The organism is Cellulomonas fimi ATCC 484 (assembly GCF_000212695.1).
GTDB lineage: Bacteria > Actinomycetota > Actinomycetes > Actinomycetales > Cellulomonadaceae > Cellulomonas > Cellulomonas fimi.
In genome coordinates this window covers 4,250,601-4,266,344 of the sequence record NC_015514.1, presented here as the reverse complement: position 1 = coordinate 4,266,344, position 15,744 = coordinate 4,250,601, and the positions used below count along the sequence as shown (strand labels likewise).

Annotated in this window: 13 protein-coding genes; 9 read left to right on the top strand and 4 right to left on the bottom strand. The window is 72.4% G+C overall.

Annotated features, from left to right (window positions below):
- Positions 1-485 precede the first annotated feature (485 nt).
- From rpmH to CELF_RS19205, 9 genes are all read left to right on the top strand, one after another.
- The gene (gene rpmH / locus CELF_RS19245; protein WP_010849920.1) at positions 486-623 is read left to right on the top strand and encodes a 50S ribosomal protein L34; all 138 of its coding nucleotides are present in this window, start codon (positions 486-488) and stop codon (positions 621-623) included.
- 11 nt (positions 624-634) lie between these two features.
- Entirely contained in the window at positions 635-1,003 is a 369-nt protein-coding gene (gene rnpA / locus CELF_RS19240; RefSeq protein WP_013772936.1) for a ribonuclease P protein component, read from the top strand.
- Between the two features lie 8 nt (positions 1,004-1,011).
- Positions 1,012-1,323, top strand: coding sequence for a membrane protein insertion efficiency factor YidD (yidD, locus tag CELF_RS19235; RefSeq protein ID WP_013772935.1), 312 nt, complete (start codon positions 1,012-1,014; stop codon positions 1,321-1,323).
- A 24-nt stretch (positions 1,324-1,347) separates the two neighbouring features.
- The gene (yidC, locus tag CELF_RS19230; protein ID WP_013772934.1) at positions 1,348-2,463 is read left to right on the top strand and encodes a membrane protein insertase YidC; all 1,116 of its coding nucleotides are present in this window, start codon (positions 1,348-1,350) and stop codon (positions 2,461-2,463) included.
- Positions 2,464-2,495: 32 nt separating this feature from the next.
- A complete protein-coding gene (locus tag CELF_RS19225) occupies positions 2,496-3,008 on the top strand; it encodes a Jag family protein (protein WP_013772933.1) in 513 nt (170 codons plus the stop codon).
- Between the two features lie 598 nt (positions 3,009-3,606).
- Complete coding sequence (locus CELF_RS19220; protein ID WP_041553630.1) at positions 3,607-4,197, top strand: hypothetical protein; 591 nt, start codon at positions 3,607-3,609, stop codon at positions 4,195-4,197.
- A 3,778-nt stretch (positions 4,198-7,975) separates the two neighbouring features.
- Positions 7,976-8,647, top strand: coding sequence for a 16S rRNA (guanine(527)-N(7))-methyltransferase RsmG (rsmG, locus tag CELF_RS19215; protein WP_013772932.1), 672 nt, complete (start codon positions 7,976-7,978; stop codon positions 8,645-8,647).
- Between the two features lie 832 nt (positions 8,648-9,479).
- Positions 9,480-10,523 (top strand): ParA family protein, encoded by a 1,044-nt coding sequence (locus CELF_RS20565; RefSeq protein ID WP_232014383.1) that lies wholly within the window; start codon positions 9,480-9,482, stop codon positions 10,521-10,523.
- Positions 10,520-11,746: a ParB/RepB/Spo0J family partition protein gene (locus tag CELF_RS19205; RefSeq protein WP_013772930.1), complete on the top strand. Its 1,227-nt coding sequence runs from the start codon at positions 10,520-10,522 to the stop codon at positions 11,744-11,746. Before CELF_RS20565 ends, CELF_RS19205 begins: the two co-directional genes overlap by 4 nt.
- 74 nt (positions 11,747-11,820) lie before the next feature.
- Here CELF_RS19205 and CELF_RS19200 read toward each other — a convergent pair whose 3' ends face one another.
- From CELF_RS19200 to trxB, 4 genes are all read right to left on the bottom strand, one after another.
- Complete coding sequence (locus CELF_RS19200; RefSeq protein ID WP_013772929.1) at positions 11,821-12,768, bottom strand: D-alanine--D-alanine ligase family protein; 948 nt, start codon at positions 12,766-12,768, stop codon at positions 11,821-11,823.
- 201 nt (positions 12,769-12,969) lie between these two features.
- Positions 12,970-14,319 carry an aminotransferase-like domain-containing protein gene (locus CELF_RS19195; protein ID WP_013772928.1) on the bottom strand — a complete coding sequence of 450 codons (1,350 nt, stop codon included), beginning with the start codon at positions 14,317-14,319 and terminating at the stop codon, positions 12,970-12,972.
- Positions 14,320-14,362: 43 nt separating this feature from the next.
- On the bottom strand, positions 14,363-14,698 hold the full coding sequence (trxA, locus tag CELF_RS19190; protein WP_013772927.1) for a thioredoxin: 336 nt from the start codon (positions 14,696-14,698) through the stop codon (positions 14,363-14,365).
- A complete protein-coding gene (gene trxB, locus CELF_RS19185; protein ID WP_013772926.1) occupies positions 14,698-15,708 on the bottom strand; it encodes a thioredoxin-disulfide reductase in 1,011 nt (336 codons plus the stop codon). Before trxB ends, trxA begins: the two co-directional genes overlap by 1 nt.
- Positions 15,709-15,744 lie beyond the last annotated feature (36 nt).

The window sequence follows — 15,744 nt, the reverse complement described above, 5'->3', positions numbered from 1 at the left end:
ATCCACACCTGTGTGCGGTGGTCGTCCCCCGCCTGTGACAGCACGACACCGGGCCGCCAGCACAGGTCACGCCGTCGGGACGTCATCCGGATCCACACCGGGACGTCCACAGATCCACAGGCACCGACGGCGCTCACCGATGCTAGCCCTCGACGACGCGCCGGGGGAGGCGTCCTCGGCGCCGGTCGCGTGCGACGCCGGTAGGGTGCCTCACGACGTGCGAGACGGGCCGACCGCGGGGCGCGGCCGACGGTCTCGGTGACTGATCCGGCCACGGCCGCTGCCCGACCGCGGCACGGCGGCACGCGCATTTGACCGGTCGCGACGCTGCGGCGTACCGTTGTCCAGCCTTCCTGATGGCTCCTGCTGGCGCGCCCTGACGCCACACGCACGCGTGCGTGTCCCTGGAGCAGTCGAGCTCGGCAGTCAGACCCCGGCCGCGTGCGTCTCGCGCGAGGCCCACCCCGAGGTAGTTGGAGACTCTCGTGAGCAAGCGCACCTTCCAGCCGAACAACCGGCGCCGCGCCAAGACGCACGGCTTCCGTCTGCGCATGCGTACCCGCGCGGGTCGCGCGATCCTCGCGGCGCGTCGTCGCAAGGGCCGCGCGGAGCTCTCGGCCTGACGCCAGCGCCGGTGCTGCCCGCCGCGCACCGGATGCGCCGCGCTGCCGACTTCGAGCAGGCGGTGCGACGCGGTGCGCGCAGCGGACGGGAGACCCTCGTGGTGCACCTGACGACCAAGACCGACCCCGGGCCGGACGGCCCCGTGGTCGGTCTTGTCGTGTCCAAGGCCGTCGGGACCGCCGTGCGACGCAACCTCGTGAAGCGCCGCCTCCGCGAGCTGGTGCGCGCACGGCTCGACGTCCTGCCCGCCGGGTCGCGCATCGTCGTCCGGGCGCTTCCGCCCGCCGCCGGGGCACCGTTCGCCCAGCTCGGCGCCGACCTGGACTCGGCCCTCGCCGGTGCCGTCCGCCGGGCCGCCCGCCGACCCGCCCAGGCGTGAGCCACCCCATGACCTGGTCAGCAGCGGTTCGAGGCGTCGTGCGACTGCCCGCGCGCCTCGTCCTGCTGCTCCTGCGGATCTACCAGCGCTTCATCTCCCCGATGACGCCGCCGACGTGCCGGTTCTACCCGTCCTGCTCGCAGTACGCGGTCGTCGCCGTCACCCGCCACGGCCTCCTGCGCGGCTCCTGGCTCGCCGCGCGGCGCCTGCTGCGGTGCCACCCCTGGAACCCCGGAGGCGTCGACGACGTTCCTCCGGCGCGCGCCTCGCACCGCCACGGCCCGCACGCCCACCCGCACGTGGCGTCGTCCACGCACTGACACCGCCCCTCGAGGAGCACCTGCATGAACTGGTTCGACGGCCTGCTCGCGCCGATCATGACCGTCGTCGCCTGGATCATGGTCCAGTTCCACGCGCTGTTCACCACGCTCGGGCTCAACCCCGAGAGCGGCGCAGCGTGGGCCCTGTCGATCGTCGGCCTCGTCGTGGTCATCCGGATCCTGCTGATCCCGCTCTTCTTCAAGCAGATCAAGGCGTCCCGCGGCATGCAGATGCTCGCGCCCGAGATGCAGGCGATCCAGAAGAAGTACAAGGGCAAGACGGACCCGGCGTCCCGCGAGGCGATGAGCCGCGAGACGATGGAGCTCTACCGCAAGCACGGCACGAACCCGTTCGCCTCGTGCCTGCCGATCCTGCTCCAGTCGCCGATCTTCTTCGCGCTGTTCCGCGTGCTCTACCAGCTGCCGCAGATCGCCGCCGGCGACATCAAGCCGATCGGGCCCATGTCCGCGGAGCTCGCCGCGCAGGCCGAGGCCGCCACGATCTTCGGCGCCCCGCTGTCCGGGACGTTCATGCAGGCCGGTGACAACTGGCACATCCGAGTCGTCACCGTCGTGCTCATCATCGCGATGTCCGCCACGACCTTCCTCACGCAGCGCCAGCTGACGATGAAGAACATGCCGCCGGCCGCCCTGCAGGGCCCCATGGCGCAGCAGCAGAAGGTGCTCCTGTACGTCCTGCCGCTCGTGTTCGCCTTCTCCGGCGTGAACTTCCCGATCGGTGTCCTCATCTACTGGACGACGACCAACCTGTGGTCGATGGGCCAGCAGTTCTACACGATCCGCCGGATGCCGGCGCCGGGTTCCGAGGCCGAGCGCGCCATGAAGGAGCGCAAGGCTCGTCGCGCCGCCGCCCGCGGGATCACCATCGAGGAGACGCCTGCGTCGACCGCCGTGATCGAGGAGAAGCCGCGAAGCGGCCAGCGTCAGCAGCCCAAGCGCAAGGACCGTGCCAAGGGTGCGGTGCGTCCCGCGGAGTCGAGCGGGTCGGCCTCGGGCGGCCCGACCGGCGGCAAGCCCGCAGCCAAGCCCGCGACGGGCGCGGCGTCGACGGCAGGGGAGAGCGGCGACGACGCCGGTCCCGCTGCGTCGACGCCCGCACCGCGCAAGCCCAAGAAGTAGCGACACCCCTTGTCGACGATCGGAGTGACGTCATGAGCCCGACCTCGCCGGACACCGCGGCCGAGTCCACCAGCACGAAGCGGCTCGAGGAGGAGGGCGAGATCGCCGCCGACTACCTCGAGGAGCTGCTCGACATCGCCGACCTCGACGGCGACATCGACATCGACATCGACCACGGCCGCGCCGCCGTCGAGATCGTCTCCGAGGACCCCGAGGACCGTTCGCTGCGCCGGCTCGCCGGCCGTGACGGCGAGGTCCTGGACGCCCTCCAGGAGCTCACGCGCCTGGCTGTCCAGACCAAGACGGGGGAGCGCAGCCGGCTGATGCTCGACGTCGCCGGGTACCGGGCCGCGCGTCGTGCCGAGCTCGTGTCCGTCGCGGAGGAGGCGATCGCCCGCGTCCGTGCGTCCGGCGCCGCCGTCTCGCTCGCCGCCATGAACCCCTTCGAGCGCAAGGTCGTGCACGACGCCGTCGCGGCCGCCGGCCTGTCGAGCGACTCTGAGGGTGTGGAGCCCGACCGGCACGTGGTCATCCGCCCGGCCTGACCAGGCGAGGCGTCGCGAAGGCGGGGTACCCGAGCGGGTACCCCGCCTTCGTCGTTGGTGTCGCCGCTCGTCGGCGCGGCCACTCGTCGGTGCCACCGCTCGTCGGCTGCTCGTTTCACGTGAAACGCGCTCCACCGCGCTCCGAGAGGTCGAACCGAGGTAGCGGGGACCGTCGCCCGGCACATCCTGAGCTATCGCCCGCGAGGCGCCCGCCTGAGTGAGGAACGTTCGGAACTACTCCGGCGACGGGGTCGGCTTGCGTCTAGACCTCGTCCGGCGTCGGTGTCTGCTCCCCTCGGCGCGGCGTTCCCGCGCCTCTCCGGCCGCGTGTCCGTCGGTACTCCTGGAGCTGGGCTCAGGCGCGCGCACGTCGCATCACTCGGCGCGCGCCAGCTGTTCCACGTGAAACCAGAGGCGTGGACACGCGGCGCCACTAGCGGTCGGAGCACTCCGGGGCGGCTCTTCACACGGCACCGACGTGCGCTAGGTGGGTGAGGGGTCCGGGACGGTGGCGGTACCACGCGATACTCGGGGGATGGACGACTCGGGGCGAGCAGATCAGGCGGTTTGAGACTCACCCGAGTGGACCCGCGACGCCATGGTTGCGGCCGTCGCCTACCAGGAGCTGCGGCGCCGACTGGGCCAGCGCCTGGTCGAGGAAGAGCGCACTTCCGAGCACGGCTACGCCCACTGGGACGCCTATCGCCTTGCGCTGGAGGACCCGTCACTGCACCAGCTGCTGCTCGAGGCGCTTCGCGCGGAACCCGCTCAAGGCATGGCACTGGGCCCCGTGTTCAGCTTCATCGAGGGCGACGATCCTGCACTCGCAGTCTCGGCGCTCGGCGTCCTTGCCCCGGGAAGCAGAGAGCAGGTCATGGCCGAGCAGCGGGCTCGGGACGTCGCGCGGGTTCGCGCTGCCGCCCTGGGTGAAGCCGGCTCCTTCGAACCGGCTGACAGGTGGAGCCGCTGGGCTCAACACGAAGCCAGCCGCACCGCGACCGACCTTCGAGTGCTCGACCTCCTCGCGTCGCGCGGCCCGTCCCGCCGTGTGCGGGCCCAGGCAGCGGAGCGCGCACGGAGGTGTCGCAAGGCACGCGGCTCCTCCTCTTCCTGTTCCTCGGAGGACCAGGACGGGACAGACCCAGTAGCCCGTCGGGGCGATGCGACCCAGTCGACACCAGAGTCGTAGCTCCGGCTCAGGCCAGCCCGCCCATCAAGCGGCGGGGCCGAGTGGCACGTCGCGCGTGGGAGACGTGTGCACTGCCTCCCTGTGCCAGGGTCCCGCCGCCGCTCGCTCGCCGCGCCGGAGTCTCCCCGCAGCGCTCCTTCGCCGTGGGAACCGAGCGGTACTGCTCTGACGCCGTTTCACGTGGAACATTGCGGGAAGAGAGCCAACCCGGTGCCTGTCCCGACCCGGTGCCTGTCCCGCGGGCTCTGGCTCACCAGACCGAACGCGCTCGCACTCGTACGGACGTCGCGATGTGCCGAGCAGCTGGCTCCCCGCGGCGTGGGGCCGCACACGCTCGTTCGGCGGGGTGGTGGTAGGGGGCCCATAGGGATCCGGCGACGGGCGGCCGCGGGCGGGGATGTCGAGTCGGGCGTGGAGGTCGTGGGTCTTGGCCGTCACTGGCTACTGAGGGGGACTTCGAGAGTCTCACCGCCGCGGCGTACAGCGTCCGTGATGGCTTGGTTCTTGTCCGCGTCCACGACGGGCTGCTACCGGCTCGGTCCTCACGTGGCTTGACGACGGTCTGCGCGGCATCGGTCGTCACGTGAGGCGGCGAGGGTCGCCCCGCCGCGGGTGGTCGCTTCGTGTCGCGGCGTGTGCGGAACGCGCCGCTGTCACGGCGGGCGGCGTGGAAGCGTCCTGGCCTCGCTCGTGACGGGTGGCGGTTGACTCGCCCGGCCGGCGCCGTGTCGCAGACCGCTCGTGCAAAGCGCGCCCGGGATCACCGGCGGAACCTGCGTCGCTCGGCGCCACGTCGGAGCGGTATCGCGCTGCGCGCATGTGATGCAGGGCCGCGCGGGCGTGCTTGCTCGCATCCGTCGTGTGAATGGGATCGGCTCTCTTGTCCAGCGACGGGACGCAGTCGATGGCGCCGCACGCGTCGACCGCTGCGAGTGAGCCGGTCTGATCGACGGGAGGCTCCGCATGGGCCGTGGTGTCGCAGTGCTCTGCTCGTTCGAGCTCGTCGGAGCGGCTACTCCGACGGCAGTCGAAACCGAGGGCGCGCGTCCTCCCATGGAAACCGGCTATGCGTCATGGGCGAACGCGCTCCACGCGCTGGTCCGGGAAAGGGCGACAACCCGAACCTACGTTGGCGCCGCGCGGGACGGATTGCGGTACAGCCTCGCCGGGAGCCGGGAGCCGGGAGCCGGGAGCCGGGAGCCGGGAGCGGGGAGCGGGGAGCCGGGAGGCGGGAGCTGGGAGCGGGGAGCCGAGAGTTGGGAGCGGGGAGCCGGGAGGCGGGAACTGGGAGCGGGGAGGCGGGAGCGGGGAGCGGGGAGCCGGGAGGCGAGAGGAGCGCCGCGACGGTGAGAGGGCCGAGGGCGACTGATGTCCCGAGTCGGGTACAGGGAGAGAGGCGTGCCGACGACAGTCGGGCGGTATCGGACCAGGCACGCGAGCGCCCGAGGAGGTCCGCGTTGCTCGTACCCAGACTATGCCGGCCTAGACGGACCGCGGCTGCCACAGACCGAAGGCGCTCGGGACGCGGGACCGGCCCAACGCGCCGTGCTCCAAGCGGGGAGGACGTTCCGGTGCTCCCAGCAGGGGAGGGGAGCTCCTCAGCCCGGGTGCTGGCGTGGGAGGCGCGTGAGTCTGTGAGGTCGCGCGACATCGTTCAGGCCGGCTCTCGGCTCCGCGTCGACGCGACTGGTACCTGGCGCCTCGCGAGTGAGCGGCGGCGGGTGACGTGAGGTGGAGTGGGTCGGGCTGGCGTTCGCGACGGGTGGTGGATTCGCCGCTGCACCGCGGGTCTGTCTGCACCGCGGGTCCGCTGCTGGCTCCGGACCTGGCGTCAGCGTCCGCCCGTGCTCCGGACCACGCAGTACGCGCCGAGGTTTCACGTGAAACGCGGGTGCCTGAGAGCGGCCCAGAACCGAGGAAAGGCGTCCCCGCCAGTGCACCGCACAGGGTCGGGGACGACGGCGGCTGGAGATACGCGCGGCGGTGTCGCCGGACACCGTCCGGCCGTGGCTGATCGCCGCTGCGTGGTCGCCGTTGAGCGACATATGTGCCGTAGTGGTCAGGGTTCGCCGCGCGTCCGGACGCGGGCTGGAGGCGCGCGGTAGCCCGGTCCGACGGGCGCCGGGCTGTCGCTACGGAGGATGGCGCCGCGCCGGGGACTGGGCATTGATCGTGGAGCTCTGGACTGGACGGAGCGAGCCCATCGCGCGGCGCCGCTGTGGCGGGCCCTCTCGGGCCGACGAGAGCCCGCATGAGTCGGGGCGCGGCACGGTCAAGCGGGTGGTGGTCCGCATCGGGAGCTACGGGGATGCGCAGGCCCAACGTCGAGAAGCCGGTACCCGAGGGTCTTCGGCTGCGGAGCAGGGCCACGTAGCGAGGCGCCAGGGCCAGCAGACTGGAAGGTGGCAGCGCGAGGGCGATCCGACGGGGTAGCACAGGTGCAGCCCGCGAGTCGGTACCAGGGCACCGTGCGGCCGACGCACCGACGTCCGCTGCCAGGGCGCCGTGCCTCGATGCACTCCGTACTGTTCCGCCAACACTGTTCCGCCAACGCGCCGAGGTTGGTCGATGGCGCATTGTGCGATCGACGCAACTGCATCGGCAACGAGGGGCCAGTGCCGTGGATGCACCCGGCGTTGGTTGCTAGGGGACTGTGCGACGAATCGCGGCCGGTTGCTGGAGCACCGCGCAATCGACGCACCTGGTCTTGGTTACGAGACGCCCGTGCGGTCGCCGTGTCGGGCTTGGTTGCGATAGGGCGGTGCGGTCGCCGTGTCCGGTCTTGCTTGCGCGAGGGCTGTGCGGTCGCCGCAACTCGTCTCGGTCGCGCGAGGGCTGTGCGGTCGCCGCAACTCGTCTCGGTCGCGCGAGGGCTGTGCGGTCGCCGCAACTCGTCTCGGTCGCGAGACTGCTGGGCGGTCGCCGCAACTCGTCTCGGTTGCGCGAGGGCTGTGCGGTCGCCGCAACTCGTCTCGGTCGCGAGACTGCTGGGCGGTCGACGCAACCGGTCTCGATCGCGAGAGGGCAGTGCAGTCGACGCATCGCGGCCTCGGTTTGCCAGGAGGCTGTGCAGCCGACGCAACGACGGAGGCTGCACGAAGACTCTGCCGTCGACGCACCAAAGTCGTTCCCACGAGGACGGTGCGGCCGGGGCGGAGTGACGTTCCGATGGAGTCCAGCGGGGCCACGATGTCGTGGAGACGTCTCTCGAGGCGTGACGCCGGCGCGGGGAGCGTTTCACGTGAAACACGTGGCACGTGGTGTGCGCGGCGCTACGGCATGAAGCGCTGCACGCGTTAGCGGCTCGCCTGCGGGGGCATGACCGGTGACACGCGCTGGGCCGCCGGATGCGACCAGAGGGCCACCGGGCGGTTCAGTGGCCGCCGGAGGCGCACATCGCTGTCCCGGGTGCACGGTCGCTCCTGGGGCGTCGACGTCCGCCGGCTGCCTGCTCGACGCGTTGGCAGGCGTGAAGACCGCGAAGCGACCGCTGGTCTAGCGGGGGCGAGGGCGAGCGAGGACATGCCCACGTCAGGGGCGAAGGCGCGCGCGTCGTGGGGCGATGCCGACCGTGCGCGTGACATCAACGGCGTCGGGCGGCAGCGATCCGCTAGTCGGCGGCGACCCGCCTCGGATGGTCCCGGGGGGTGATGAGCCCGCACGGTACGGTGGGGCGTCCCGGCCACGCGGGTCTCGACCGTGGTGCTCGACGCACTGGCCGTCACGACCGCGGGCGTCGGGAGTCGGCCGATGTTCCACGTGAAACGGGGGAGTGAGGGTGAGCGACGCATCGCTCGAGGAGATCCCCGGCGACCCGCTGAACGACGACGCCGCGGTGCGCGAGTACTTCGGTGCCGCCTGGCTGGCCGTCTCCGGCTTCCACGCGATGCTCACCGACGAGGGTGTGCTGCGCGGCCTGGTCGGACCGCGTGAGGTGTCGCGACTGTGGGCCCGGCACCTGCTCAACTCGGCGGCCGCCGTCCCCTTCCTGCCGGAGACCGGACGGATCGTCGACCTGGGCAGCGGGGCGGGTCTGCCGGGCGTCGTCATCGCCGCGATGCGTCCGTCGTGCGAGGTGGTGCTGCTCGAGCCCATGGAGCGGCGTACCGACTGGCTCCGTGAGGTCGCGGACCGTCTCTCTCTCGACAACGTGGTCGTCGAGCGCGCCCGCGCCGAAGAGGTTCATGGCCGGCTCGTGGCCGACGCCGTCACCGCACGCGCTGTCGCTGCCCTCGACAAGCTCTACCGCCTCGCACTGCCGCTCCTGCGCGTGGGCGGCGTCCTCGTCGCGCTCAAGGGCGACAAGGCCGAGCAGGAGGTCGGCGAGGCGCGGTATGCAGGCAAGAAGTGGGGGGCCGGCCCTGCCGAGGTGGTGCTGGCGCCGACGATCGCGGGCGTGGACCCGACGCGGGTCGTCAGGGTCGTACGGGAGGCGGAACGTGTTCGGTAGGAAGAAGCGCAAGGCAGAGCCGGTCGCAGCCGAGCCCGACCGGCTGCCTGGAGTCGGCTCCGGCGGTTCGATCCCGCCATGGCTGCCGAGCGGCAGCGCCGCGGACGTGTCGACGAGCTCCGAGCCCGCGCTGGCCGGAGGAGCGCAGGCCTCCCACCTCCCGGGCGACGGTGCGGGCGTCGACGGTGTCGACCCCCTGAGCGGAGACGCGGCACCCGAACGTCATCCGCACAGCGATCCTTCCGTGGACGGCTTCGTGGGACCCGGTGCTCCTTCTGAGATGACGGAGCGCACGGGGGCCCACGCGGAGTCGGCGGGCCCCGCCGACCTAGAGCCCGGCCGGGAGCCGGAGCCGGCGCTGGAGCCTCAGCCGGAGCCTGCAGCGCACGCCAGGCACCCCGCGTGGCCTGACGGCGCGGCGCCTGTTTCACGTGAAACGACGGCGCTCGACGGTCGCGGCGACGCCGACGGCGCTGGGCCTCGGATCTTCACCCCGGACGATGCCCTCGCGACGCCGGTAGCGGCCATAGATGAGGCACAATCGTCCAGCACCCCCGACGACGGCTCGACCGCGCAGGACGCCCCTCCGCACGCGGACGCCGTCGACCTCGACGCCACTCCCGCGCCCATCCGCACCGACGGGTCGCAGGAGCACGACGGGGGAGCGGACGCCGGCCCGTCGGGCGGCTCCCACGCCAGCGCGCCCGCGCACGACGAGAACGAGCACGACGTGACCTTGGACCACACGCCCGCCGGCGCGGGTGATGCCGACGCTCTCGGAGCTGAGCCGGTCGACCCGGACGAGCGTCGACGCGCCGCACTCGTCGAGAGCCTGCCTCAGGCCGATGCGGAGACGCCGCTGATGGCCGAGCTCCAGCAGGACGCCCGCCGTCGCATCGAGCTGCGCGGGCGGCGCTTCCCGCGTCCGGCGCAGACGCGCGTGATCACGGTCGCGAACCAGAAGGGCGGCGTCGGCAAGACGACGACGACCGTGAACCTCGCGGCGGCTCTCGCTCAGGCGGGCCTCAACGTGCTGGTCCTCGACAACGACCCTCAGGGCAACGCGTCGACGGCTCTGGGGATCGACCACCGCGCCGGGACGCCGTCGATCTACGAGGTGCTCGTGGACGGAGCCTCGATCGCCGAGGCCGTGCAGCCGAGTCCGGACGTCCCGAACCTGTGGTGCCTGCCCGCGACGATCGACCTCTCGGGCGCGGAGATCGAGCTGGTCTCGATGGTCGCGCGGGAGACGCGCCTGCGGAACGCGCTCGACCGCTACCTGCAGTGGCGTGTGGAGACGGGCCTGGAGCCGATCGACTACGTCTTCGTGGACTGCCCGCCGAGCCTGGGCCTGCTGACGGTGAACGCGTTCGTCGTCGCCCGTGAGGTGCTCATCCCGATCCAGTGCGAGTACTACGCGCTGGAGGGCCTGAGCCAGCTCCTGAAGTCGATCCAGCTGATCCAGGCGCACCTCAACCCCGACCTGCATGTCTCGACGATCCTGCTGACGATGTACGACGCGCGGACCAACCTCGCGCAGCAGGTCGCCGACGAGGTGCGGACGCACTTCCCCGACCGGACGCTGCGCACGACCGTGCCGCGGTCGGTGCGCATCTCGGAGGCGCCGAGTTACGGCCAGACGGTCATGACGTACGACGCGGGGTCGACGGGCGCGCTCGCGTACCTCGAGGCGGCCCGCGAGATCGCGGAGCGAGGTGCCGCGGGCGCCGATGCCGGTCCCGAGGCGGCACTGGCGTCGGACACGGGTGCGCCGGCCCCGACGAACGGTGCGCCCTCGGCTGAGCACCGCGCCGACCAGCAGTCCTACCCGCACGCCGGCGAGCCCGTGATGGCCGCACACCTGGAGGATCAGTGAGCGAGAAGCGACGCGGACTGGGGCGTGGGCTCGGCGCCCTCATCCCCACCGGGCTCGACGGGCAGCGTCCCTCCGGGGAGCGGCCGGTGGACGTGTTCTTCCCGGACGCCAAGCGCGAGGCCGCCGATGCGGCGGCGGCAGCAGCGGCTGCCACGCTCGTCACCGAGCGTGCCCCCGTGGAGGGGACGGCCGGAACCAACGGCACGCCGACCACGAACGGCGCGACGTCCGACGGCGTGGTGACCGACGGGCCTGTCGGGCGTGACGCCGCAGGCGTGGACGTCGTGGACGGCTCCGGCGATCCCGGCGCGGTGGTCGGTGGAGGCGACGCGACGAGCCCGACGACCGGGACGCCGTCGGGCCCCGCGGCGCTGCCGGCTGCGGAGATCGACGGGCTGGTCGAGGTCCCGGGCGCACGGTTCGCGGAGCTGCCGGTCACCTCGATCCGCCCGAACCCGCGGCAGCCGAGAACGGTCTTCGACGAGGACGCGCTCGAGGAGCTGGTCGGGTCTATCCGGGAGATCGGCGTGCTGCAGCCGGTCGTCGTGCGCGCCGTCGGCGACGGCTACGAGCTCATCATGGGTGAGCGGCGCTGGCGCGCGACGCAGGCGGCGGGCCTCGACACGATCCCGGCGATCGTGCGGGAGACCGAGGACTCCGACCTGCTGCGCGATGCGCTCCTGGAGAACCTGCACCGCGCCCAGCTCAACCCGCTGGAGGAGGCGGCCGCGTACCAGCAGCTGCTCGACGACTTCGGCTGCACGCACGAGGAGCTCGCGACGCGGATCCACCGGTCGCGACCGCAGATCTCCAACACGCTGCGTCTGCTGAAGCTGCCGCCGCTCGTGCAGCGGCGGGTTGCAGCGGGCGTCCTGTCGGCGGGGCACGCCCGGGCGCTGCTCGGTCTGAGCGACGGCGCGGCGATCGAGCGTCTCGCGCAGCGCATCGTCGCGGAGGGCCTGTCGGTACGCGCGGTCGAGGAGATCGTCTCGATGGGCGTCGACGGCGCGACGCCGGCTCGCCGCGCCGCGCCGCGTGCCGGTGACCGCAACGCCGCGCTCGACGACCTCGCGGCGCGGCTGTCCGACCGGTTCGACACGCGGGTCAAGGTGTCGCTCGGCAAGACGCGTGGGCGCCTCACGGTGGAGTTCGCCTCGGTGCAGGACCTCAACCGGATCCTGGAGTCGTTCGCGCCCGAGGACCCGGGCCTGCTCAAGGGCTGACGACGGGGCGCCCGAGAAGCGGGAGGAACCGGGGCCAAACGGTCACCGGGGAAGGCGCTCCAGGTCGGCGGGGGTCAGCCCAGAGAAGCCAGCACCAGCGATCGGTACAAGTCTCCAAGGTTGTGCCCCGCACCCTCTGCGGCCTGGGGAAAGAGCGAGGTCTCGGTCATCCCGGGGGCCACGTTGACCTCCAGGAACCACGGCGTTCCCTCGGCATCGACCACCAGGTCGGTGCGCGAGAGCCGAGCGAGGCCGAGGGCGGTGTGCGCCGCGACGGCGACCTCGCCGACGCGGCGTGCCATGACGGCGTCGAGCCGTGCCGGGGTGAAGTACTCGACGCGGCCCGGGTTGTAGCGGGCGTCGTAGTCGTAGGGCCCGTCGGTCACGATCTCGACGGCGGGCAGGGGCACCGGTCCGTCTCCGGTGTCGACCACGCTGACCGCGACCTCGGTCCCGACGACGGCGCGCTCGATGAGGGCGGTGTCGGAGTAGGCGAAGCAGTCGACCATCGCCCGCGGCAGGTCGTCGGCGTCGGTCACGAGCGTGACACCGAGAGCGGATCCGCCCCGGGACGGCTTGACGACGAGCGGCAGGCCGAGCCGTGCGACGACGGCGTCGAGCACCCGCCCGGCGCCGAGCTCGCGGAACAGCGACTGCGGCAGCGTGACGAACTCGGGCGTGGCGAGTCCGGCGCGGGCCACGACCGTCTTGGCGATCGGCTTGCTCCACGCGACGCGGCTCGCGCGCGGGCCGGTGCCGAGCAGCCGGAGCCCGAGGAGCTGGACGACGTCGCGGACCGACCCGTCCTCACCGGTGGCGCCGTGCAGCAGTGGCCACACCAGGTCGGGGCGCAGGTCGGTCAGGGCGGGGACGAGGTCCGCGTCGACGTCGTGCACCGAGACCTCGACGCCCACGGACCGCAGCGCCTCCGCGACGCGACGTCCCGACCGCAGCGACACGTCCCGCTCGTGCGACAGCCCGCCGGCGAGCACGGCGACGCGGGGGGAGGGCGGGATGGTCACAGGGGGTCACTCCTCGGGCAGTGCTCGGTGATGGGGGTCGTGCGGACGGGAGCCGACGCGGGTGCTGCCCGCCCGGCGGCAGTGCCCGCGGGGGCGGTAGCCCGCCAGCGGGAGGGAAGAAGCGGCCGGCCCGTGCGCGGGCGTGGCGTGCGGCCGCCCTCGACGGGACGTCCCTCGTCGCAGCAGCCGCACCGGGCGTCGTCAGGCCAGGTCAGGGCCGGGCGCCTGCACGGTCGACGGCCGTGAGCCGGCCCCGGTGCCGAACAGCTCCACGAGCTCCCGCTCGCCGGCGACCACGCCCGCGAGCCGACGCACACCCTCGCGGATCCGCTCGGGCGTCGGGTAGCAGAACGAGAGCCGCATGTGGTCGGCGCCGGACCCGTCGAAGTAGAACGCGGTCCCGGGCACGTAGGCGACGCGCGCGGTCACGGCTCGGGGCAGCATGTCCTTCGCGTCGAGGCCCTCGGGCAGCCGCACCCAGGTGTAGAAGCCGCCGTCGGGCACGTTCCACGACGCCTCGGGCAGGTGCTCCGCCAGCGCCGCGACCATCGCGTCGCGCCGCTCGCGGTACTGCTCGCGGTACGCCTTGATCTGGCCGCGCCAGTCGCACGTCGAGAGATAGGTGGAGATCGCGAGCTGCGAGGCGTTCGACGGGCAGAGGATCGCGGACTCGGAGGCGAGGACGAGCTTCTCGCGGACGGCGTGCGGCGCGACGACCCACCCGACGCGGTACCCGGGGGCGATGGTCTTCGAGAACGACCCGAGGTAGATCACCCCGGCGTCGTCGAGCGAACGAATCGCGGGACGCGGCTCGACGTCGAAACCGAGCAGGCCGTACGGGTTGTCCTCGACGACGAGGACGCCGTGGCGCTGCGCGATCTCGAGCACCTGCGACCGCCGCGCGACCGCGAGGGACACCCCGGCGGGGTTGTGGAAGTTGGGCACGGTGTACAGCAGCTTGACGCGCCGGCCGGCTGCGGCGAGCTCCGTGAGGGTCGCCTCGAGCGCCTCGGGGACGAGGCCGTCGGCGTCGATGGGCGTGTGCACCACGTCGGCCTGGTAGGCGCGGAAGACGCCGAGCGCGCCGACGTAGGACGGGGCCTCGGCGACGACGACGTCGCCGGGGTCGACGAAGATCCTGGTCACGAGGTCGAGCGCCTGCTGCGACCCGGTGGTGACGACGACGTCGTCGGGGTGGGCGTCGATGCCCTCGAGCCGCATCACGTCGAGGATCTGCTCGCGGAGCGTCTCGTCGCCCTGGCCGGAGCCGTACTGCAGCGCCTGCAGCCCGCGCGTGGCGACGACGCGCTGCGCGAGGTCGCCGATGACGTCCATCGGCAGCCCGTCGAGGAACGGCATGCCGCCTGCGAGGGAGACGACCTCGGGGCGGTTCGCGACGGCGAACAGCGCCCGGATCTCGGAGGAGCGCATGCCGTGGGTGCGGTCGGCGTACGACGACAGCCACGGGTCGAGGCGCGTGCCGGCCGCCGCGGCGGAGGACGTGGGGTGGCCGCCCGACGTCTCACGCGGGGGCACAGGCTGCGAGGTCATCCCGGCAGTGTCGCACGGGTCACGTCCGCGCCGGCGACGCGACTCAGGCCTCGACTCCGACGACGCTCTCGATCTCCTGCGCGTACAGGGCCTTGGGCCGCGCCCCGCTGACGGACCGCACGAGCTCCCCGCCCACGTACACGTTGAGCGTCGGCAGCGACACGACGCCGTAGTCACCGGTCACGCCGGGGTTCTCGTCGGCGTTGATCTTGACGATCTTCACGCGGCCCTCGTACTGCGCGGCGAGCTCCTCGAGGACCGGCCCGACCATGCGGCACGGGCCGCACCACTGGGCCCAGAAGTAGAGGACGACGGGCAGCTCCGCGTCGAGGACCTCGGCCTGGAACGTGTCGTCGGTGACGGGGGGCAGGTCGCTCATCAGGCCTCCTGGACCAGGACGGGGGCGACGGTGGCCGGGACGGGGTCGACGACGTCGTGTGCGGTGTCGGCGAGTCCGGCGAGGTAGTGCTGGGCGTCGAGCGCGGCGGCGCAGCCGGATCCGGCGGCGGTGATGGCCTGGCGGTAGGTGTGGTCGACGACGTCGCCGGCCGCGAAGACGCCGGGCAGGTTGGTCAGCGTCGAGCGGCCCTGCACGGAGACGTAGCCGTTGTCGTCGAGGTCGACCTGACCGACGAGCAGGTCGGTGCGCGGGACGTGCCCGATCGCGACGAACACGCCGGTCGCGGGGTGCTCGCGGGTCTGGCCGGTGACGGTGTCGCGCAGCGTGACACCGGTGACCTTCTCGGTGCCGTGGATCGCGACGACCTCGGAGTTCCAGGCGAACTCGATCTTCGGGTCGGCCGCGGCGCGGTCGGCCATGATCTTGGAGGCACGCAGCTGGTCACGGCGGTGCACGAGCGTCACGCGCTTGCCGAACCGGGTCAGGAAGGTCGCCTCCTCCACCGCGGAGTCACCACCGCCGACGACGATGATCTCCTGGTCGCGGAAGAAGAACCCGTCACAGGTCGCGCACCAGGACACCCCACGCCCGGACAGACGCTTCTCGTCGTCCAGGCCGAGCTCACGGTAGGCGGACCCGGTCGACAGGATGACCGCGCGCGCGGCATAGGTCTCACCGCCCGAGACGGTGACGGTCTTGACCGGGCCCTCGAGGGAGAGCGAGACGGCGTCGTCCCACAGGACCTCGGCCCCGAACTTCTCGGCCTGCTTCTGCAGCGCGTCCATGAGCTCGGGGCCCTGGATGCCGTCGGGGAAGCCGGGGAAGTTCTCGACCTCGGTGGTGTTCATGAGCGCGCCACCGGCGGTCACGGAGCCGGCGACGACGAGGGGCGCGAGTCCGGCACGCGCCGCGTAGATCGCAGCGGTGTAGCCGGCAGGGCCCGATCCGACGATGACGAGGTCGCGCACGGTGCTGGGCTGGTCGCTCACGTGAGTCCTTGGGGTACGGCGCGCCGGAGGGTCCGG